The following is a 20,183-nucleotide window of genomic DNA, read 5'->3' on the forward strand; positions in this document are numbered from 1 at the left end:
TCCCGGCTGTCGGACGGGTGCGACAACGGCGTCGCACCCGTCCTTTTTACTGCGCGGCACCGTCGTTGTAGGCGACCTCGCCGCCCACCACGGTCGCGCCGACGCTGATCTCCCCGATTCGTTCCGGCTCAACGGTAAGCAAATCGTCACTCAACACCGTGAAGTCGGCCAGCTTTCCGCGGCTCAACGTGCCCTTGAGCTTTTCCTCGTGCACCGCGTACGCCGAACCGACCGTGTACGCGCGCAGCGCTTCCAGCGGAGTCACCGCCTCGTCCGGCGCGATCGGCTGCCCGGCCGCGGTCCGTCGGTTGACCATGTCGTGGATGCTCAGCAACGGCGACGCCGCGACCACCGGCGCGTCCGTGCTGCCCGGCAGGACCACTCCGGCGTCGAGGAAGCTCCGCATCCGATACGCCAGCCGGCTGCGTTCCGGTCCGAGCGCGGCGAGCAACCCGTCGCCGATCTCGGACAGGAACCTGCCCTGTGGCACGGGAATCACGCCCAGCTCGGCGATCCGGGCGACCGCGGCGTCGTCGGCGACCGCGCAGTGTTCGATGCGATGCCGGACGTCCTCGCGCGGGTGCTTCTGCTGGGCCTCCTCGTACGCGTCGAGCACGGCTGCGAGGGCCGCGTCGCCGATCGCGTGCGTGGCGATCTGCCAGTGGCACCGGTGCGCTTCGAGGGTGTAGCGGCGCAGTTCGTCCGGCTCGAACAGCATCAGTCCCTGGTTGCCGGGAGTGTCCTCGTATTCGCAGCACATCGCGGCGGACCGGCCGATCAGCGAACCGTCGGAGAGAATTTTGACCGGGCCGACGCGCAGCCGGTCGTCGCCGATGCCGGTGCGCAGGCCGAGATCGAGGCCGAACCATTCGCCGCCGGGTTCGAACGGGCCGCAGTCGCGCAGAGCGGTGATGTAGGGCATCACCGTCATCCGCACGCCCAATTGCCCGCGTTCGCGGGCGCGCTGGAAGGAATCGAGGTCGGCGCGGCCGTGGCCGATGCCGTCGACGGTGCCGATGCCGGGTTCGGTGACGCTGGTCAGGCCGTCGGCGAGGGCGGCGTGCGCGCCCGCGGCGATGTTGGCGATGACCTCTTCGGTCGGCTCGGGGCGCAGCAGGCGGTCGACGAGCACGGTCGCGCGTTCCTGCAACAGCCCGGTGGCGCGGCCGTCCTCGTCGCGCACCACCGTGCCGCCGGGAACGTCCGGCACGCCCAGCCGGTCCGGATAGCCGGCCAGGGCGAAGGCTTCGGTGCTCGCCACGGCCATGTGCCGCGACGTGTGGGTGAGCCAGACCGGCCGTCCTCCGGCGGCGCGGTGCAATGCTTCGGCGGTGGGGTGCGCGCCGATCTTGTTCTGGTCGTAGCCCGCGCCGGTGACCCAGGCGCCGGCGGGCAGCGTCGCGGCCCTTTCCGCCACCGCGCGGTAGAGCGCGTCGAGCGTCGGCGCGGCCTCGGCGGAGACGTCCAGTTCGCGGATTCGCTTGCCGCGCATGCTCAAGTGGTGGTGCGCGTCGTTGAGACCGGGGACGACCGGCGCGCCGCCGAGGTCGACCACCACGTCCGCGGAGAGGCCGCGGACCTCGTCGTCGAACCCGACGATCCGGCCGCCGAGCACGCCCAGCGCGGTCGCTTGTGGACGGTGCGGGTCCAGCGTAGTGAATCGTCCATTGTGGAATAACGCATCGAGACGCACTGGGTTCATCCTTGTCGGGTCAGGGTTTTCTCGGAACCGGCGACGGCTGCGGTGCGGCGGGCGAGCGCCAGGACGCAGGTGAGGGTCAACGCGAGCAGCACGACGTGGTACACGACGACCGGCCAGATCGCGCCGTGCGTCGCGTTGAGCAGCGCCTGCGCGATGAATGGCGTCGTCCCGCCGAAGACGGTGCTGCACAGCTGGTAGGACAGCGAGATCCCGGTGTAGCGCAGGTGGATCGGGAAGCCGCGGGTGAGGAATCCGGCGAGCACCGCGTAGTAGCCGGAGCCGCACACGGTCGCGACCGCGATGCCGACGAACGCCAATCCCGGGTTGCCGGACGCGATCAGCAGGTACATCGGCACGGTCACCACGATGTTGGCCGCCAGCGAGACGGCCATGAACCGGGTTTCGCCGACGCGTTCGGCCAGCCGCGCCGCGACCGGCTGCCAGCAGAACTGCACGACGGACGCGCCGAGCAGCACGTACAGCATGGTCTGGCGGCCGATGCCGAGTTCGTTCGTGGACCAGGCGAGGACGAACGTGTTGCTGAAGTACGCGGCGGCGATGCCCATGATGCTCGCGCCGATGCCGAGCAGCACGGTCCGCCAAGCTGTCCGCACGACCTCGACCAGGGGCACCTTCGCGACCGCGGCGTTCGCCTTGGCCCGCACGAACTCCGCCGGCTCCTCGACCTTCAGCCGGATCAGCAGGCCCAGCGCGACCAGCGCGCCGGACAGCAGGAACGGCACGCGCCAGCCCCAGGTCAGGAACTGCTCGTCCGGCAACGCGCTGACGGCGAGAAAGACCACTGTGGACAGAATCGACCCGGCGGGCGAACCCTGCTGGGCGAACATGGCGAAGTACGACCCGCGTCCGGCGGGCGCGTTCTCCGCGGCGAGCACGACCGCGCCGCCCCACTCCCCGCCGACCGCGACGCCCTGCACCGCGCGAAGGGCGACGAGCAGCAACGGCGCGGCGATGCCGATCTTGGCGTATGTCGGCAGCAGGCCGACCGCGAAGGTCGCGAAGCCCATCAGCAGCAGCGTGACGACCAGCGTGTTCTTGCGCCCGACCCGGTCTCCGAGGTGGCCGAACACGATGCCGCCCAGCGGCCGGGCGAGAAACCCGACCCAGAACGTGCCGAACGCGGCGAGCACGCCGGTCGCCGGGTTCAGCCCGGGGAAGAACAGCTTGCCGAAGACCAGCGCGGACGCGGTTCCGTACAGGTAAAAGTCGTACCACTCGATCGCCGTCCCGGCGAAGGAGGCGAGCGCGGCGCGGCGGCCGGCGGCGGTTTCGTGGTTCACGGGCTACTCCCTGGCGGCGGTGTTCCCCAGAGTCTTCGTCCCGGGACCTATGCTGTCCAATACCTGTCTGGCCCCATTCCAATACCTCGGAGGCATAGGCGTGGAACTGCGCGTGGTGCGTTATTTCCTGGCCGTGGTGCGAGAAGGCTCGGTCACCGCCGCGGCGCGCACGGTGCGGGTCGCGCAGCCGTCGCTGTCGCGGCAGCTGCGCGCGCTGGAAGCCGAACTCGGGGTGGCGCTGTTCTCGCGCTCCCCCGGCTCGTTGACGCTGAGCGCGGCGGGCACCCGGTTCGTGCCGATCGCCCAGGACCTGGTGCGCCGTGCCGAGGAAGCGGGCGCGGTGATGGCCGCGATCGGCCGGACCGAGGACACGCCGCTGACGCTCGTCGCGCCGCCGAGCACAGTGGACAGTCTGCTGGCCCCGTTCATGGCCACCGGCAAAGCCGGACCGGTGCTGCGGGACGCGTTCCCAGTCGCGCCGGACCAGGTTTTCGACCGGCTCCTGCACAGCAGCGCCGACCTCGGCATCTCGACGTCCCCGCCGCCCGCGCAGCTGGAAACCGCCGCGCTGGGCCGGGTCCTGGTCTCCGCGCAGGTCCGGCCGGACCACCGCTGGTACGAGGCGAAGTCGATCCTGCTGGCCGAACTGGCCGCCGAACCGCTGCTGGTGATGAACCGCAGCAACGCCGCGCGCCTGGTCGTGGACGAGGCGTTCCACCGCGCCGGGCTCGTGCCGTCCGAACTGAACGAGACGGGCTCCCCCAGCGTCGCCCAAGCCCGCGCCGCCGGCCGCGGCGAGGTCTGCCTGGTGACCGACCTGGTCCGGTTCGGACTGCGCGCCATCCCGATCGAAACCCGCGACGGACGGCTCACGGTGCCGCTGTACGCGGGCTGGCGACGGGATCACTACGCCCGGCCGTCGATCCTGGCGTTGATCGAGGGATTACGGGAGTTTCGTGGCGCGTTGGGCGAATGAGGCGTACTCGGGGAGAAGTTTTCGTTACGGCGCAAGGGGTTTACCTGGATATGCTCTGCCGGTGCTGTATGACTATTTCGTCGCGGTGGACGACACCATGGCCGCGCTCGCGTTCGAAGATCCCGACAATGCCCGTTGCCCGGGCTACGCCGAACTCGCCGTGAAGGGAGCCGATCCGATCACGGATCTGCTGCCCGTCGAGACATCTCTGACTCGCCGGACCCTCGCGGAGGTCGAGGCCGACCCTGACCGCGGCCGGGACATCGCGCTCCTCGAAGACGGGGAAGCCGCTGCGGTGCTGTCGCTGGCCAACTCCTTCCGCGACGCACTGGCTGCCGCCGACGACGGTGCTCTCCAAACCGCTGCCGCCGCCTTCGTCGAGCAGAACGAGGAAGACGCCGAGGTCGAGGATGTCATCGCGTTCCTGAAGGAACTCGCCGCGCTGGCCGCAGGCGCCGCCGCGGAAGGCCACCGCCTCTACTGCACGATCTCCCTGTAGCCAACTCACTCGATCCGGTGACCCGGCGGCCCGATCCGTGCTAGAACAGTGCGGCGACGGGAAAACTGACCCGCCGGGCCCGGGCCACGGCCGACTATCTCTTCTTCGTCGGGGCCGGGGAATGGCCGGTCGCCGTGTCCGCGCTCGGGGTCGTGCTCGGGGCCGTCACGATCCTGCCGAGCGCGTTCGGCGTCGTGCTCTCGGTCGTCGCGCTCCTGCTCGGCCTGCTCACCCTCGTGCGCGACGTCCGCCTGCTGCGGAAACGGTGGGCCGGTTACGAGTTCACCGCGATCGCCGCGCCGTTCCCGGTCGCCGACACTCCGCCGCCGCACGCGTATCCGGACGCGCGGTACCTGGCGATTCCCTCCCGCGGCACGGCGTTGGTCAGCGACGCCATCGACGCGGCCCTCGCCGAAACCACCTTCGGCATCACCGTCGCGGAGGAGCCTTACCGGCTGCCCGCGAAGCTGAAGGCCACCGCCCCGCACGTGCTGCCGTTGCGGGCTCGCGGCCGGTTGCTGTTCAACGGTCCGATCGTCGGCATGCGCGGCGAACCGCTGCCGGTCGCCGGGGCGCGGCCGGCGCCGATCGTCCTGCATCGCGCGCGGTTCTTCGACGCGGTCTGCAGCAACGAACTCGCCTCGCTGCGCATCACGAACTCCGCTGACGGCCGCGAATACGACCTGCGCAGCGAGGAACTGACTGACTCGTCCGGCGCGCTCCGAACCCTCGCCGCGAGCACGCTGGCCGATCTCGTCGGCGTCTCCACGATCGCGTTCACCTCGGACGGCCTGCTCGTCGTCGTCCGCCAGTCCGCCCGGAACTCGGCCAGCGGGCTGCTGCTCGCCCCGTCCGGAAGCGGCAGCCTGGAACCGCAGGATCTCCTTGCCCCGCAAGGCGGAACCCGCCGGACCCTGCACACCGCGGTGTGTGCCGGAATGGAACGCGAACTGTGCGAGGAAGCCGCCGTCCGCCCCAGCGAAATCTCCGGAACGCGGTTGACCGGTTTCGCCCGCTGGCTCGAACGCGGCGCGAAGCCGGAATTCTTCGGCGTCACCCAGCTGTCCGTCGACAGCACCGAACTGACCAGCCGCCGGACGAAGGGCGCGGAACGGCTCTACAGCGCCGGAGTCACCGTCCTGGAGGTCGACCTGGCCGCGCTGGGCCGAGAACTGGCCGACGGCGTACCGCTGGTCGAAGCGAACGCGCTGCCGCCTCGGCTCCGCGACGACAGCTCGCTCCCGCTGCTGCTGTGCCTGCGCAGCGCCGCGCTGCGGGTCAGTACTCGTTCTTGATCACGAAGTAGGACCCGCGGATCGTCCCGGCGAGCTTCGACTTCTGGCGCGCGAACTTGAACTTGTCGGCGAGTTCCTCCGGGACGTCCATCCCGTCGGAAAGCTTGAACCCGACGGCCCGCTTGCCGCCGTCCTCGAGGGTGTACATGACGTTGATCGACAGGCCGCTCTCGTAGAACACGTAGGACATCCGGATGCCGTCGACCTCGAATTCGGTCGCTTCCAGCGGCCGCGAGGAAATGACGATGTCGCGTTCTTCCTTGAGAATCCGGTGCACCCGCTCGATGATCTCCGGTACCTCGGCGGCGGGCTCGACGGTGAACACGTGGTCGTACTTGTTCTTGAAGTAGCGCGCCTCGTTCGCCCGCAGCCCGGCGAGCGCGTCCGCGACCGGAGACGACTCCAGGCCGACAGTCGACACGGTGGTGAAATCGACGGCGTAGGACATGATCCGCACTCCCGGGCTGGTTTGATCGCGATGTCCGGCAGAATACCCTGGTAAAACGCATCGGCAACCGGAGCGCGGCGACCACCGCTCGCGCCGATCGCCGGAGCCTTCCCGCCCCGGCGCCCCGCCATCGCGGTCATGATTTCCTTCTCGAACGCCCGGTGGGGGAATTTCGGGCAGGGCCTACGGTGGCCGGGTGCGCAACCACCTGATCGACCTGGCCGCGGCGCTCGCCGTGCTCGGCCTGACGCTGGCCGGCGAACCGCCGGACGCGGGCCGTCCGTGGTTCTGGCCGGTCGCGGTCGCGGCGATGTTCCTGGCGGTGCTGCTGCGCCGCCGGTTCCCGTTGCCCGCGATGCTGGCGTCGGTCGGCGTCGCGCTGGCCACGCCGCCGTTGTGGGGCACCTCCGTCACTCTCTACACGGTCGCTTCGCTGCGCGGGCTCCGCTGGCCGACCGCGGTCGCCGTGCTCTCGGAAACCGGGCTGGTCGTGTCGTTTATCCGGCCGTCGAGCCCGCCGGACTGGAAGACGTTCGGGCTCGCTCTCGTGCTGGAGGTCGTGGTCCCGACGCTGGCCGGGTTGTGGATGCACCAGCGCACGGCCTTGCTCGCGGCCCTGCGCGACCGCGCGGAGCAGGCCGAACGCGAGCGGGATCTGCTCGGCGAGCGCGCCGTGGCGGCCGAGCGGCGGCGGATCGCCCGTGAAATGCACGACGTCGTCGCGCACCGGGTCAGCATCGTGGCGTTGCAGGCAGGCGCGCTTTCCGTGCGGGCCAAGGACGACGAGACCGCGCAGCTCGCCGAGGTGATCCGCGAATCGAGTTCCGCCGCGCTCAACGAATTGCGCGACATCCTCCGGGTGCTCCGCGACGACGGCCCGGAACCGCGCTCGCTGCCGGACCCGACGCTCGACGGGGTCCGCCAACTCGCCGACGATCTCGCCGCCGCCGGGGCGCAGGTGCGCGCCAGCCTGCCGGAGCCGATGCCGGACGTGCCCGACTCGATCGGGCGCGCGGCGTACCGGATCGTGCAGGAAGCTCTCACCAACGCCGCGAAACACGCGCCAGGAACCGCAATCGACGTAGGACTGTCCACTTCGGATGATCAGCTCGTGGTCGAAGTGGCCAACCCGCTCGCCGATTCGGCCGGACTGCCCGGCGCGGGCTACGGACTGGTCGGCATGCGCGAACGCGTCACGCTGACCGGCGGAACGCTCCGCGCCGGACCGGACGGCGCGGGCAGTTACCGGGTGCGGGCGGCGTTCCCGCTGCGAGCGGAGGAACCGTGCTGAAAATCCTGCTGATCGACGACGAGGTGCTCGTACGCAGCGGCATCCGGATGATCCTGGAATCCGATCCGGGGATCGAGGTGGTCGCGGAAGCCGGCGACGGCCGCGAAGCGCTCGCCCTCGTCCGCGAGCACCGGCCGGACCTCGTGCTCACCGACGTGCAGATGCCCGAGGTCGACGGCCTGGAGGTGACCCGCCTGGTGACCGCCGAACCGGACGCGCCCGCAGTCGTGGTGCTGACGACGTTCGACCTCGACGAGTACGTGCACGAAGCGCTTCGCCACGGTGCCACGGGTTTCCTGCTGAAGGACACGCCGCCGCGCGAGCTGGTCAAGGCGATGCACGTGGTCGGCGACGGCGAGGCGATGCTGTCGCCGTCCATCACTCGGCGGTTGTTGACGCACTTCGCCAGTGCCGCCACTCCGACGTCTGCCCGGACTCGGCTCGAACCGCTGACGCCTCGTGAACGCGAGGTCGCGGTGGCTGTCGGACAGGGCTCGAGCAACGCCGAGATCGCCCGAGCGCTCGGGCTCAGCGAGGCGACCGTGAAGGTCCACTTGGGACGGATCATGGCCAAGACCGAGGCGGCGAACCGCACGCAGGTCGCGATCCTGGTGCACGACGCCGGGCTCGCCTGAATCGTTATCCCGCGAGGAGCGGCCGGGTTCTATGCTCGACGCCGGGTCGGGGGGCCGTTTCCGAGGGGACCCCAATGCCGCTGCCGAAACCGACCGGGCCGAGCTACGAAGACGCGCCGCCGCCCGCGGAACCGCGCGGCACCAACGGCTTCGCGATCGCGTCGCTGATCCTGGCGATCCCGGCGTTCAGCCTGCCGTTGAGCATCGCGTTCGGCGTCATCGCGCTCCGCCAGACCCGCGTATTCGGCAACCCGGGCCGCGGGCTCGCGATCGCCGGCTTGTCGATCAGCGGCGCGTGGGTCGCGGCGCTCCTGATCGGGCTCGCGGTGGCCAGTCCTTCCCCGGACCCGCTGTTCCACGCCAGCCCCGGCGACTGTTTCCGCTCGGGCGCCAAAGCCAGCCCGGTGTCCTGCGAGGACGCGCACGACATCGAGGTGTTCCGCCTGGCCCCCGGCGGCGATTCGCTCCGCAGCGCGTGCGAGGCCGAAGCCAAGGAGTACTTCGCGAGCAGCGTCCCGCCGGACTACGTTCACGTGAGCGCACGGCAGCCGTCCACCTCGGACTCCCCCGGCCAGCACGCGGTATGCACGCTCGAGACCGACTTCCCCACCACCGGCCGGGTCGTGCACTGACCGCTCAGGGAGCCCCCGGCGGCACGAACGGCAACCCGCCCGGCGCGCCCGCCTCCGCCAGCGCCAGCAGCATCCCCGTGTCCACTTCGGACTGAATCGCGTCCGCCAGCCGGTCCAGCATGTCCTCCCGCAAATCCGCGAACCCCGGCGCACCCTCGACCGCCTGCCACTCGATCCCGGCCTGCGCCGCCGCCTCGGCAAGCCACGCACGCCGGAACCCGTCGTTCTCCAACGCGCCATGCCACGTGGTCCCCCACACCGAACCGACCCGGTAACCGTCCAAAAACGACTCCGCATCCGCCGAACCCGCACTGCCGTGATGGATCTCGTACGCCTCCACCCGATGCCCGCGCCACTCGCCGACCGGACGGCCGAGCACCTTCTCCTCGGCGAACTTCACGCGCGTCGGCAGCAGTCCCAGCCCTTCGACCAGCCCGGCTTCCGACTCGACGTTGTCCTCAATGGACTCCGCGAGCATCTGGTAGCCGCCGCAGATCCCCAGCACCGGAAGACCCGCCTTAGCCCGCGCGGTCACCGCATCCGCTAAACCTCGCGTACGCAACCACTTCAGATCGTCCACAGTGGCCCGCGAGCCCGGCAGCACGACCAGATCCGCGGCGGCGACGGTATCCGGGTCGGCGGTCAGGCTCACCGTGACGCCCGGCTCCGCCGCGAGCGCGTCCACGTCGGTCGCGTTGGACGCCCGCGGGAACCGGACGACCGCGACCCGCAACCCGCGTTGCGCGGCTTCGTGCCGCCATCCGGCCGCGGCGAGGGCGTCCTCGGAGTCGATCCACACGCGGTCCAGCCACGGCAGCACGCCGAGCACCGGCCGTCCGGTGACCTTCTCCAGGCTGTTCAACCCGGGCTGCAGCAACCCGACGTCACCGCGGAATTTGTTCACCAGCCAGCCCGCGACGAGCGCCTGGTCCTCGGGCGACAGCAACGCGAGCGTGCCGAACATCGCGGCCAGCACCCCGCCGCGGTCGATGTCGCCGACCACCAGCACCGGCAGCGAAAACCGCCGCGCCAGGCCCAGGTTGACGTAGTCGCCGGAGCGCAGGTTGATCTCCGCCGGGCTGCCCGCGCCCTCACAGACGACGAGGTCAAACCGTTGCCGCAGCTCGGCAAACGCGGCGAAGGCGATGTCCGCGAGCCCAGCCCGGCCGGTGGCGTACTCCCCGGCTTCGAGCGTGCCGTACGGCTTGCCGAGCGCGATCACGTGACTGCGCCGGTCGCTGCCCGGCTTGAGCAGTACGGGGTTCATCGCCGCTTCCGGCTCCACCCGCGCCGCCCGCGCCTGCAGCCACTGCGCGCGGCCGATCTCCGCACCGTCCGCGCAGACCATCGAGTTGTTCGACATGTTCTGCGCCTTGAACGGCGCGACCCGCACGCCGCGCCGCGCGAACCAGCGGCAGAGTCCAGCGGTGACCAGGCTTTTCCCGGCGTCGGACGTGGTACCGGCGATCAGCAGCCCGCTCATCCCGCCACCGTAATCCCCGCGCTCCGCATCCCGCTCACCGCGATCCCCGCCGCGACCGCCAGCGCCGCCGCGCCGACCAGCCGCGACAACCGCACCGCCCGGCGCAGATCGCTCGCCCCCGGCGGCCGTCCGTCGCCCAGCGTGCTCCGGCGCTCGACCTCGCCGTGATACGTGTTCGTGCCGCCGAGCCGGATGTCCAGCGCACCAGCGAAAGCAGCCTCGACCTGTCCCGCGTTCGGACTCGGATGCGCACTGCCGTCGCGGCGCCAAGCCCGCCAGGCCGACCGCGTATGTCCGCCGGCCAGCGGCGCGGTCACCGCGGTCAGCACCGCGCCGACGCGCGCGGGCACCAGATTGGCCCAGTCGTCGGTGCGCGCGGCGAACCAGCCGAAGTTGCGGTGGCGCGGCGAGCGGTAGCCGATCATCGCGTCGAGCGTGTTCACCGCGCGGTACCCCAGCAGCCCCGGCACGCCCGCGACCGCACCCCACAGCAACGGCGCGACGACCGCGTCGGAGGTGTTCTCGGCGATCGATTCGGTGGCCGCGCGGGTCAGCTCGGCCGAGTCGAGACCGGTCGCGTCGCGCGCGCAGAGGTGGCTGAGCCGCTGCCGGGCGGCGGGCAATTCACCCGATTCGAGTAATCGCGCCATTTCGCGTCCCTCCGCGGCGAGCCCGCGGCCGCCCAGGACGGCCCACGTCGCCGCGGCGGTCAGGACGAATCGGGCACCCGGCCGGTTCCGCGCCGCCTTCTCGGCAAGCAGCCCGAATCCGACCACGGACCCCGCGCAGACCGCCGCGTGGGCCGCCCCGCGCGGCTTGGAATCGGCCCACCACCAGCGTTCGAGCTGGCCAGCGGCGGTGCCGAAGGCGGCGACCGGATGTCCCCGGCGCGGGTCGCCGAACCACGCGTCGGCGGCGTATCCGGCGATCAGCCCGGCCGCGGTGACGGCTTGTCGGAGTGGCACGTGGCGAACCGTAGCGCTAGGGAGAGAATGCCGGGTATGACCAAGCTGACGCACCGGCTCGCCGGGTCTCTCGAAACCCTGGCGCAGGCCCTCCGCCGGTACGGACGCGACGACGGCAAGGTGCTCGTTCTCGGCGGGGTTCGCTCGGGCAAGTCGAGGCACGCGGAGCGGCTCGTCGCGCACCACCCCCACCTCGTGTACGTCGCTCCCGGGCTGCCCCCGTCGGCCGAGGACCCGGAATGGGCCGCCCGCGTCGAGGCGCACCGGGCCCGCCGCCCGCGCCACTGGACGACGGTCGAGACCACCGACCTGGCGACCGTGCTGCGCAACGCGACGAGCCCGCTGCTGATCGACTGTCTCGGCACCTGGCTGTCGCGGGTCCTCGACGAGGTCGGCGCGTGGTCGAGCACATCGGGCTGGGAGCGCAGGCTGGACGACCGGCTCGAGGATTTCCTGGCCGCGTGGAGCCAGGCGCGGGTGCCGGTCGTCGCGGTCAGCAACGAGGTCGGCAGCGGTGTGGTGCCCGCAACGGTGTCCGGACGGCTGTTCCGTGATGTGCTGGGCGCACTCAACAACCGGGTGTCCGCCGACAGCGACCGGGTGTCGCTCATCGTCGCCGGGCGGGCGCTCGACCTTCCGTGAGGAGCCAGCCGTGCCGAGTTTCGCCATCCCCGTCCCGGACGCCGCCGCCCGCGCCGCCGCCTTGGAGCGCCTGGACGGCCTGGTCAAACCGGTCGGCTCGCTCGGCAGGCTGGAGGAACTCGCGGCCTGGCTGAGCGCCGCGCACGGGGTGGTCCCGCCGCGCCCGCTGGACGACGTCCGCGTGGTCGTCTTCGCCGGCGACCACGGCGTGTCGGCGCAGTCGGCGTACCCGCGCGAGGTCACGGCGGCGATGGTGCGCGTGTTCCTGGCCGGACGCAGCGGCGTGACGGTGCTCGCCGCGCAGGTCGGGGCCAGCGTCCGGGTAGCCGACATCGCGGTCGATTGGGACGCCGCGGATGTTCCCGACGAAGTCACCGCCCACAAGATCCGCCGCGGTTCGGGTGCGATCGACGTGGAGGACGCTTTGGCCCCCGGCGAGGCGCTCGCGGCTTTTGAGGCGGGACGGGCCATCGCTGCCTCGGAGTCCGCTGCGGACGTTCTCATTCCGGGCGACATGGGCATCGGCAACACCACCGTTTGCGCCGCCGTCGTGGCTTCCGCGCTGGGCCTCCCCGCGGCCGAGGTGGTCGGCACCGGCACCGGCGTTTCCGGGGAAGCTTTGGAACGCAAGACCGCCGTGGTCGCCACTGCCCTGTCGCGCCGCCCCGTCACCGACCCGTTCGACCGCCTGACAGCCCTCGGCAGCGCCTGCCTGGCCGCGACGGCCGGTTTCTTGGTGGAAGCGGCCGTCCGGGGAATCCCGGTGCTGCTGGACGGCATTTTCTCCGCGACGGCGGCGTTGGTCGCTCGGGACATCGCGCCCGGTGCGGAGCAGTGGTGGCTGGCCGGACATCGTTCGACGGAACCGGCGCAAGCGTTTGCCCTGAAGGCGCTGGGGTTGACGCCGATCCTCGACCTGGGCCTCCGGCTCGGCGAGGGCAGCGGGGCGGTGCAGGCAGTGCCCACTCTGCGGGCGGCACGTGCGGTGATCGCGGAGATGGGTTTGCTGGCGGACCTCGGGTGAGCTGTTTGCTGGGAGCGCGGACTTTGCCTCGGGACCGGTTCAGGCGTTGGGCTGCGGTTCAGCACGGGGCGCGGCCAGGAGATCGGCCCGGATTCGAGGCTTTGCCCGTCGCGTCCGCGAGACAGCGAGGAGATCGGTCGGCGGCTCGGCTCGACGGTCCGGCAATGGGTCGGCGCGGTATCCGCTTCGCCGGGGATCGCCCCAATGCCACATTGGTTGCGTCCGACGCACCCAATGTGGCGTTCGGTGCGTCCCACGCACCCAATGCCACATTGGGGCGCAAGCCGTGATCCCGCTCAGCGACGGCATCCGGCTCGCCATGGGAACACTGACCACCGTCCCGGTCCCGGCTCCGCGCACGATCGATCGGCGGGTGGCGGGCGTGGCGATGGCGCTCGGCCCCCTCGCCGCGCTCCCGCTCGCCGCGGTGGCCGGGCTCGTCGTGGCGGGCGGGGTCGCGCTCGGGCTCCCCGCGCTGGCCGTCGCCGCGCTGGCGCTCGGGACGGTCGCCCTGGGCAGTCGCGGCCTGCACCTCGACGGTCTCGCCGACACCGCCGACGGGCTCGGTGCCTCCTACGACCGCGCGAAAGCCCTGGACGTCATGCGCCGCGGCGACTCCGGACCCACCGGGGTCGCGACGCTGCTCTTCGTCCTCCTCGTCCAAACCGGCGCCCTGACCGGCGCGATCTCGCACGGGCACGGGATCGCCGCCGCGGTCCTGTCCGTCCTGTGTGGACGGTGCGTGCTCTCGCTGTGCTGCGCACGAGGGGTCCCTTCGGCCCGCCCCGAAGGATTGGGCGCGACGGTCGCCGGGTCAGTCCCCGTCCTGGTAAGTGCGACGGTGTTCGTGCTCGCCGCAGGGTGCGCGGCGTTGGCTCCCGGATTGTCGTGGTGGCGAGGGGTCCTCGCGGTGGCACTCGGCTACGCCGCCGCAGCGATCTTGCTGGCCCGCTGCGTCCAACGCATCGGCGGAGTAACCGGCGACGTCCTCGGCGGTTGCGTCGAGGTGGCGGTGGCCGCGGCGCTGCTGGCGACGGCCTGAATCAACTCCGTCCCAGGCTGCGGCAGGCACCCGCCCCGTGTTACCAAGGGGAGGTCCGCGACGAAAGACCGAGGGGACCTCGTGCCACCCATACCTCTGCGGCTCACCCGGCGGCGGCTGTTTCAGCTGTCCGCCGGGCTTTCGGTTCTCGCGACGGCGGCCTGCAATTCAACCCCGGGCACCGCGGTGCCCAAGCCGGACGGGACGCTCGGCGCGAATTTCAACGCCGATCCGGACACCATGGGCTGGGACGAGCTTCAGCGCTCCGGCGCGAAGTGGGTGCGCGGGTTCACCGCGATGCCTGACCTGGACAAGCAGGACGCCACCGAAAACCCGACGATCAAGACGCTCCTTCAAGCCGGTGATCGGCAATACGGCACTGTGCTGTCGCTCAAGTTTCCGTATTTTCCCGAGAACCACCAGCAGATTCCGCGGCCCGGAACTCCGGCGATGCAGGCCGATCTCGCGCGGGTCGACAAAGTGCTTCCCGCGGTGCTGGACAAGGTCGACATCCTGGTGCTCGGCAACGAGCCGTTCATCGAATGCCCGCGGGCCGACTGGAACGACGGCGCGCTCAACGAATTCTACGAGACCATCGCCGCCCACGTGATCAAGCAGCGCCGGGGAAAGACCGTCCTGTATCTGGGCGCGCTCAACAATCTCGAGGATCCCCAGTGGACGGGCCCCGGCACTGAGCGCTGGATGAAGTACGTCCGCGACACCCCGGAGATCGAGGGCGCCGACCTCCATCCGCACGTCGGCGAACCGGACCAGGTCCAGGCGTTTCTCGATTACGTCCTGCCCAGGCTGGGCGGCAAGAAGTTCCTCGTCACCGAGTTTTCGCTGGTCCAATTGTGGAAGAAACATCTCGGCGACCGGATCTCCGCCGAGTACGCGGCCAAATACCGCGTCCGCGAGGACACCAAGGTCTGGCAGGTCATCCGGAACGCGTTGCACCAGCCGTTCCCCAAGCAGCGGTGGGACGATTTCCTTCGCACCAGCCCGTGGTTCGAGAACAACAAGAACTTCCTGACCGACCAGATGACGAAGTTCCGCGCGACCGGCAAGCTCGCCGTCGCCACTTACGGCATCGACCAGGGCATCGCCGCGCTCAAGGGGGCGGACTTCGGGCCGGACACTCCGCCGTGGCTCCTCAACAGCGTGTTCGCGCGGGCGACCGTCCAGAAGAACCCCGACGGCACCGCGGCACCGAACTACGCTTGGCTGGACGAATTCACCGCGCTCCAGAAGCGTTAGCCAGAGCGGCAAGGAACGCATTCCGTTGTCGCGCGGTCTCGGACGGCGATGCGCAGGTGATCGGGTCCCAGACCGGGGAAGGTGTCGCCGCGGCGGACGGCGTAGCCTGCTTCGCGCAGGCGCAAGCGGACGTCCGCACCGCCGGGGACCCGGATCAGCACGAACGGGCCACGCGGGGTGCCGAGTACCGGGATTCCCAGTGCGGCCAATCCGGATTCCAGATAGTCGCGGTCGGCTTCCGCGGCGGCGGCCAGCTTTTCGGCTTCTTCCAGCGCGGCGGGGCGGCAGCAGGCGACCGTCGCCACTGCGGCCAAAGTGGACACAGACCAGGGCGGCTGAACGGCGCGCAAGCGGGCGATCAGGGAAGGTTCGCCGAGGACGTATCCGGCTCGCAGCCCTGCCAAGCCCCACGTCTTGGTGAGACTTCGCAGCACTACCACGCCCGGGATTTGTTCCCCGGCAAGGCTTTCTACTTCCCCGGGGACGGCGTCCAGGAAGGCTTCGTCCACCACGAGGATCCGGCCGGGGCGGGCCAGTGCTCGCAGCGAATCCGCGGGGTGCAGGACCGAGGTGGGGTTGGTCGGATTGCCGATGAAGACCAGGTCGGCCGAATCGGGGACCAATTCGAGCGCAAGCCGGTAATCGTCCACTTCGGACAGGAGGACTCGGTCGACAGCGTGTCCAGCGGCGCGCAGGGCGGCTTCCGGTTCGGTGAATTGCGGATGGACCACCACTGCGTGCTCCGCCGCGAGAGAAGCCAGCAGCGTGAATGCTTCCGCGGCACCCGCGGTCACGAGGACGTCATCGAAATCCCGGCCGTGCCGGGCGGCGACGGCTTCCGCCGCGCGAGTCGGGTCGGGGTAGGCGGCCAGGTCGTCCAAGGCGGCGGCGAGTTCGGCGCGCAGCCAAGCTGGCGGAGTTGGAAGCCGGACATTCACGGCCAGATCGACCAGTCCGTCGCCGACTTCGCGGTCGCCGTGGTGGTGGAGGTCGTACTCAGCCATGGACCGCTGCCAGGGAATGGGCGCGCACCCGCGAGGCGAAACGGTCTGCCAGTTCGGGATGTCCGGCCCAGTGCACATGCAGATAGGACGCGTGCAGGGAAGGCGAGGCGAACCCGTCCAGGCCGCGGTCCCAGCCCCACGCGGCGGTTTCCCCATGGGCGGGCGCGATTTCGGTGCGGTGGAATTCGTGTCCGGTGACCCGCTGTCCGGCCGCGGCGAGCACGTTGTCCGCGACCGAGACGGCCCGGCGGTAGCCGAGCTTTCCCCGGGAGGTCATGGTCGCGTCCGCGGCGACGGCGCCGACCATCGGCAATCCGTCGAGCGAACGGCACAGGTACAGCAGGCCCGCACATTCCGCGCTCACCGGCATGCCCGCGTCGATCGCCGCGCCGACCGCGGTCCGGAGTTCCACATTGGACGAAAGTTCGGCGGCATGCACTTCCGGGAAACCTCCGCCGAAGTACAACCCGGCACAACCCGCGGGCAAATCCTTGTCCCGCAAGGGGTCGATGTCGACGACGTCGATTCCGCGCGCGGCCAGCAGTTCGATGTTCTCGGCGTAGCGGAAGGTGAACGCCGGACCGCCGGCGGCGGCGAGGGTCGCACGTGGACCGTCCCATTCGGGTCCGGCATTCCACAATGGACCGTTCAACGCGGGAGCACTTCGGGCCACTCGCACAATGGCTTCGAGATCGATCCCGGCCGCGACCCAGTCCGCCAGTTCCGGCAGCAACCGCCGCGATTCCGCGGCTCGTTCGGCGGCTGGCACCAAGCCGAGATGGCGGCTCGGCGCGTGCACGTTTTCGTTGCGCCGCAACGCACCCAGCAACGGGACGCCGGTCGCTTCCAGCGCGGTGACGATCTCGTCCTCGTGCCGTTGCGACCCCAGCTTGTTCAGAATCACCCCGGCGAGCCGGACGCGGGTGTCGTACTGCGCGAACCCCAGCACGGTCGCCGCGACACTGCGTGAAGCCGCAGAAGCGTCGACCACCAGCACGACCGGCGCGTCGAGCAAGCGCGCGACATGGGCGGTCGACGCGTAGCCTTCGGTGCCCAAAGCGCCGTCGAAAAGGCCCATCACGCCTTCGATGACGGCGAGGTCCGCACCCGCGGAACCGTGCCGCAGCAACGGAACCAGGGTGTCCTCGCCCTGCAGGAACGGGTCCAGGTTCCGCGCGGGACGGCCGGTGGCGAGCGAATGGTAGCTGGGGTCGATGAAGTCCGGGCCGACCTTGTGCCCGGACACGACGTGCCCGGCGGAGCGCAACGCGGCCATCAGCCCGGCCGCGATGGTGGTTTTGCCGTGCCCGGAACCGGGCGCGGCAATGACGACCCGGGCTACCACTCGATCCCCCGCTGGCCCTTCTGCCCGGCGTCCATCGGGTGCTTCACCTTCGTCATTTCCGCGACCAGATCCGCGGCCTCGATCAGCTCCGGCGGCGCGTAGCGGCCGGTGATCACGACGTGCTGGTGTCCGGGCCGAGCGGCCAAAGCGGACACGACGTCGTCCACTTCGAGCCAGCCCCATTTGAGCAGGTAGCTGAATTCGTCGAGGACATAGAAATCGTGCGTCTCGGCGGCGAGCCGGCGTTTGATTTCCGCCCAGCCTTCGCGCGCGTTGGCGGCATGGTCCTCTTCGGACCCTGGTTTGCGCGACCAGCTCCAGCCCTCGCCCATTTTGTGCCATTCGACCGGACCGCCCTGTCCGGTGTCGTCGTGCAGCTTCCCGAGCGCTTTGAACGCGGCTTCCTCGCCCACGCGCCATTTCGCCGACTTCACGAACTGGAACACGCCGATCGACCAGCCCTGGTTCCACGCGCGCAACGCCATTCCGAACGCCGCGGTGGACTTCCCTTTCATCTCGCCGGTGTGCACGGCGAGCAGCGGACGGTTGCGGCGCTGCCGCGTGGTGAGCCCGTCCTTCGGCACGACAGCCGGTTTTCCCTGCGGCATCAGGCAGCCCTCCCCGTCCGTTCGCGCACCGCCGAAGCGAGCGATTCAGCGGCCACATCGGACAGTGGCACGTGTTCAGCTCCCAAGTGGCCAGCCAGTTCCGCGGCCAAGCCGAGGCGCATCCGGCCGGTCTCGCAGTCCATCACGATCGTCGTCACGTCGGTCAGCAATCCCGCGGCCGCCTTCGCCCGGGCCACCGCGTCGGAGCCGCTCGTCGCGCGGCCGTCGGTGACGAGCACCAGCAGCGGCCGACGGCGCGGGTCCCGGATCGCCTCGACCCGCAGCACCCGCGCGGCCTCCAGCAATCCCTCGGCGAGCGGCGTACGTCCGCCGGTCGGCAAGCCTTCCAACCGGGCAGCGGCGGCCTCGACGCTGATCGTCGGCGGCAGCGCCAGCTCGGCGCCCGTGCCACGGAACGTGACCAGACCGACCTTGTCCCGCCGTTGGTAGGCGTCCAACAGCAGGGAAAGCACGGCGGTCTTCACTTCCCGCATCCGCGCCCGCGCGCCCATCGAACCCGACGCGTCCACGCAGAACAGCACCAGATTGCCTTCCCGGCCTTCGCGCAACGCGAACCGCAGATCCGCGGACCGCACCTCGAGCCCCGCCCCGGACCGGCCGCGAGCCTGCTGATGCGGTGCGGCAGCACGGATCGTGGCGACCAGATGCGGCCGTCCGTCCCGCACGCTGGGCGGCTGCACGCCGATCGTCCGGCCGGTGTCCGTGATCGCACGCGACCGGCGGCCGCGCTCGCCCTCGCCAGTGCCCTTCACCCGGAACACCCGCGCGCGAAAGGCATCCCCGGCACCGACCGTCTTCTGCGGCGAAGACCCATTGCCCGAAGGAGCCTGGTCAGGAGACTCAGACGGCGGAGCGCCCTCGGACGGACCACCATCTGGAATCGGCCCGCCGTCCTCCGGGCCAGGCCCGCCGCCAGACGGACCGTCGTCGTCCGGTCCTTCAGGAGGCGGCTGCGCATCCTCCAGCGCCTGCTCCAGCTGTTCCTCGGAAATTCCCGGCGCGTCAAACGGATTCCGCCGCCGCCGGTGCGGCAGCGCGAGCCGCGCCGCGACCCGGATGTCCTCCGTGGTGACCTCGGCACGCCCGGCCCACGCCGCGTGCGCGACCGCCGTCCGCGCCGTCACGATGTCCGCGCGCATGCCGTCGACCTCGAACGACGCGCACACCTCGGCGATCTGCCGCAGCGCTTCGTCCGGCAACTTCACCGACGGCAAAAGCCGTTGCGCCGCTTCGATCTCCGCCGCCAGGGCCGCGTCCGACGAGGCATAGCCGTCCGCGAACCCGTCCGGATCCGCTTCGTAGGCCAGCCGCCGCCGGACGACCTCGACGCGCTGCTCCGGATCCCGGCTCGACGCGACCTCGACAGTCAGCCCGAACCGGTCGAGCAGCTGCGGCCGCAGCTCGCCCTCCTCCGGGTTCATCGTCCCGATCAGCACGAACCGCGCCGCGTGCGAGACGGAAACGCCCTCGCGCTCGACCGTCGCCCGGCCCATCGCCGCCGCGTCGAGCAGCGTGTCCACCAGGTGATCGTGCAGCAGGTTGACCTCGTCGACGTACAGCAGCCCGCGATGCGCGGCGGCCAGCAGGCCGGGCTGGTAGTCGGTGACGCCCTCGGACAGCGCCTTCTCCAGGTTCAGCGAGCCGACCACCCGGTCCTCCGCCGCGCCGACCGGCAGCTCCACCAGCCGCGCCGGCCGCCGGTGCGCGGGCGCGTCCGCCGCGTGCGGGCCGTCCGGGCACGCCGGGTCCGGCGAAACCGGGTCGCAGGAGAACCGGCAGCCGTCCACCACGTCGACCCCCGGCAGCAACCCGGCCAGCGCGCGCACCATGGTCGACTTCGCGGTGCCCTTCTCGCCCCGCACCAGGACCCCGCCGACCGCGGGCGAGATCGAGGAAAGGACGAGCGCCAGACGCAGGTCCGGCATCCCGACGACAGCGGTGAACGGATAGGGCTTCAAGAGCACTCCCTCGTGGGTCGGCGTCCGGCCGATCATCGCACAGCGAAGCTCTCGC

19 protein-coding genes are annotated in these 20,183 nt (G+C 70.8%); 10 read left to right on the plus strand and 9 right to left on the minus strand.

Going from position 1 to position 20,183, the window contains the following annotated elements; all coding sequences use genetic code 11:
* Window positions 1-46 precede the first annotated feature (46 nt).
* Both SSMG_RS28100 and SSMG_RS28105 read right to left on the minus strand, forming a co-directional pair.
* Window positions 47-1,693, minus strand: a complete 1,647-nt coding sequence (locus SSMG_RS28100) for an amidohydrolase (protein WP_037715100.1) — start codon at window positions 1,691-1,693, stop codon at window positions 47-49.
* Window positions 1,694-1,698: 5 nt separating this feature from the next.
* The gene (locus SSMG_RS28105; RefSeq protein WP_009081590.1) at window positions 1,699-3,003 is read right to left on the minus strand and encodes an MFS transporter; all 1,305 of its coding nucleotides are present in this window, start codon (window positions 3,001-3,003) and stop codon (window positions 1,699-1,701) included.
* A 100-nt stretch (window positions 3,004-3,103) separates the two neighbouring features.
* Here SSMG_RS28105 and SSMG_RS28110 point away from each other — a divergent pair, with 100 nt between their 5' ends.
* The 3 genes from SSMG_RS28110 to SSMG_RS28120 all read left to right on the plus strand — a co-directional run bounded on the left by SSMG_RS28110 (window position 3,104) and on the right by SSMG_RS28120 (window position 5,773).
* Complete coding sequence (locus tag SSMG_RS28110; protein ID WP_037715102.1) at window positions 3,104-3,979, plus strand: LysR family transcriptional regulator; 876 nt, start codon at window positions 3,104-3,106, stop codon at window positions 3,977-3,979.
* A gap of 61 nt (window positions 3,980-4,040) precedes the next feature.
* A complete protein-coding gene (locus SSMG_RS28115) occupies window positions 4,041-4,478 on the plus strand; it encodes a hypothetical protein (RefSeq protein WP_050788300.1) in 438 nt (145 codons plus the stop codon).
* Window positions 4,479-4,612: 134 nt separating this feature from the next.
* Window positions 4,613-5,773 carry a hypothetical protein gene (locus SSMG_RS28120; protein ID WP_009081596.1) on the plus strand — a complete coding sequence of 387 codons (1,161 nt, stop codon included), beginning with the start codon at window positions 4,613-4,615 and terminating at the stop codon, window positions 5,771-5,773.
* On the opposite strand, the gene SSMG_RS28125 is transcribed toward SSMG_RS28120, so the two are convergent.
* Window positions 5,757-6,221, minus strand: coding sequence for a hypothetical protein (locus SSMG_RS28125; RefSeq protein WP_009081598.1), 465 nt, complete (start codon window positions 6,219-6,221; stop codon window positions 5,757-5,759). The genes SSMG_RS28120 and SSMG_RS28125 overlap by 17 nt on opposite strands.
* Window positions 6,222-6,417: 196 nt before the next feature.
* Between SSMG_RS28125 and SSMG_RS28130 the strand changes: the two genes are divergently transcribed.
* The 3 genes from SSMG_RS28130 (at window position 6,418) to SSMG_RS28140 (ending at window position 8,779) form a co-directional block, all read left to right on the plus strand.
* Window positions 6,418-7,512: a sensor histidine kinase gene (locus SSMG_RS28130; protein WP_009081600.1), complete on the plus strand. Its 1,095-nt coding sequence runs from the start codon at window positions 6,418-6,420 to the stop codon at window positions 7,510-7,512.
* The gene (locus tag SSMG_RS28135; protein ID WP_009081602.1) at window positions 7,506-8,147 is read left to right on the plus strand and encodes a response regulator transcription factor; all 642 of its coding nucleotides are present in this window, start codon (window positions 7,506-7,508) and stop codon (window positions 8,145-8,147) included. Before SSMG_RS28130 ends, SSMG_RS28135 begins: the two co-directional genes overlap by 7 nt.
* Window positions 8,148-8,221: 74 nt before the next feature.
* Entirely contained in the window at window positions 8,222-8,779 is a 558-nt protein-coding gene (locus tag SSMG_RS28140) for a DUF4190 domain-containing protein (protein ID WP_009081604.1), read from the plus strand.
* 4 nt (window positions 8,780-8,783) lie between these two features.
* Here the strand turns inward: SSMG_RS28140 and SSMG_RS28145 are convergent, their stop codons facing one another.
* A complete protein-coding gene (locus SSMG_RS28145; RefSeq protein ID WP_009081606.1) occupies window positions 8,784-10,262 on the minus strand; it encodes a cobyric acid synthase in 1,479 nt (492 codons plus the stop codon).
* Window positions 10,259-11,227, minus strand: a complete 969-nt coding sequence (locus SSMG_RS28150) for a cobalamin biosynthesis protein (protein WP_009081607.1) — start codon at window positions 11,225-11,227, stop codon at window positions 10,259-10,261. The genes SSMG_RS28145 and SSMG_RS28150 overlap by 4 nt, the downstream gene beginning before the upstream one ends.
* Before the next feature lie 36 nt (window positions 11,228-11,263).
* On the opposite strand from SSMG_RS28150, the gene SSMG_RS28155 reads away from it, so the two are divergent.
* The 4 genes from SSMG_RS28155 (at window position 11,264) to SSMG_RS28170 (ending at window position 15,192) form a co-directional block, all read left to right on the plus strand.
* Window positions 11,264-11,869 carry a bifunctional adenosylcobinamide kinase/adenosylcobinamide-phosphate guanylyltransferase gene (locus SSMG_RS28155; RefSeq protein WP_009081609.1) on the plus strand — a complete coding sequence of 202 codons (606 nt, stop codon included), beginning with the start codon at window positions 11,264-11,266 and terminating at the stop codon, window positions 11,867-11,869.
* A gap of 10 nt (window positions 11,870-11,879) precedes the next feature.
* Window positions 11,880-12,893: a nicotinate-nucleotide--dimethylbenzimidazole phosphoribosyltransferase gene (gene cobT, locus SSMG_RS28160; RefSeq protein ID WP_009081611.1), complete on the plus strand. Its 1,014-nt coding sequence runs from the start codon at window positions 11,880-11,882 to the stop codon at window positions 12,891-12,893.
* 286 nt (window positions 12,894-13,179) lie between these two features.
* The gene (locus SSMG_RS28165) at window positions 13,180-13,935 is read left to right on the plus strand and encodes an adenosylcobinamide-GDP ribazoletransferase (RefSeq protein WP_009081613.1); all 756 of its coding nucleotides are present in this window, start codon (window positions 13,180-13,182) and stop codon (window positions 13,933-13,935) included.
* 81 nt (window positions 13,936-14,016) lie between these two features.
* Window positions 14,017-15,192, plus strand: coding sequence for a hypothetical protein (locus SSMG_RS28170; RefSeq protein ID WP_100266906.1), 1,176 nt, complete (start codon window positions 14,017-14,019; stop codon window positions 15,190-15,192).
* Here the strand turns inward: SSMG_RS28170 and cobC are convergent.
* The 4 genes from cobC to SSMG_RS28190 are packed head-to-tail and all read right to left on the minus strand — an operon-like array spanning window position 15,189 to window position 20,164.
* On the minus strand, window positions 15,189-16,196 hold the full coding sequence (cobC, locus tag SSMG_RS28175) for an Rv2231c family pyridoxal phosphate-dependent protein CobC (protein WP_009081617.1): 1,008 nt from the start codon (window positions 16,194-16,196) through the stop codon (window positions 15,189-15,191). The genes SSMG_RS28170 and cobC overlap by 4 nt on opposite strands.
* Complete coding sequence (locus tag SSMG_RS28180) at window positions 16,189-17,541, minus strand: cobyrinate a,c-diamide synthase (RefSeq protein ID WP_009081619.1); 1,353 nt, start codon at window positions 17,539-17,541, stop codon at window positions 16,189-16,191. Before SSMG_RS28180 ends, cobC begins: the two co-directional genes overlap by 8 nt.
* Window positions 17,535-18,149: a cob(I)yrinic acid a,c-diamide adenosyltransferase gene (gene cobO / locus SSMG_RS47235; RefSeq protein ID WP_009081621.1), complete on the minus strand. Its 615-nt coding sequence runs from the start codon at window positions 18,147-18,149 to the stop codon at window positions 17,535-17,537. Before cobO ends, SSMG_RS28180 begins: the two co-directional genes overlap by 7 nt.
* The gene (locus SSMG_RS28190; RefSeq protein WP_009081624.1) at window positions 18,149-20,164 is read right to left on the minus strand and encodes a putative cobaltochelatase; all 2,016 of its coding nucleotides are present in this window, start codon (window positions 20,162-20,164) and stop codon (window positions 18,149-18,151) included. The genes cobO and SSMG_RS28190 overlap by 1 nt, the downstream gene beginning before the upstream one ends.
* Window positions 20,165-20,183 lie beyond the last annotated feature (19 nt).

The sequence above is a fragment of the Streptomyces sp. AA4 genome (assembly GCF_000158875.1).
GTDB lineage: Bacteria > Actinomycetota > Actinomycetes > Mycobacteriales > Pseudonocardiaceae > Amycolatopsis.

Excerpts from the sequence above, each read along its gene's own strand:
- SSMG_RS28155 (WP_009081609.1), top strand. The coding sequence starts at position 11,264 with ATGACCAAGCTGACGCACCGGCTCGCCGGGTCTCTCGAAACCCTGGCG.
- SSMG_RS28140 (WP_009081604.1), top strand. The coding sequence starts at position 8,222 with ATGCCGCTGCCGAAACCGACCGGGCCGAGCTACGAAGACGCGCCGCCG.
- SSMG_RS28145 (WP_009081606.1), bottom strand. The coding sequence starts at position 10,262 with ATGAGCGGGCTGCTGATCGCCGGTACCACGTCCGACGCCGGGAAAAGC.
- cobC (WP_009081617.1), bottom strand. The coding sequence starts at position 16,196 with ATGGCTGAGTACGACCTCCACCACCACGGCGACCGCGAAGTCGGCGAC.
- cobO (WP_009081621.1), bottom strand. The coding sequence starts at position 18,149 with ATGCCGCAGGGAAAACCGGCTGTCGTGCCGAAGGACGGGCTCACCACG.
- SSMG_RS28125 (WP_009081598.1), bottom strand. The coding sequence starts at position 6,221 with ATGTCCTACGCCGTCGATTTCACCACCGTGTCGACTGTCGGCCTGGAG.
- SSMG_RS28190 (WP_009081624.1), bottom strand. The coding sequence starts at position 20,164 with ATGATCGGCCGGACGCCGACCCACGAGGGAGTGCTCTTGAAGCCCTAT.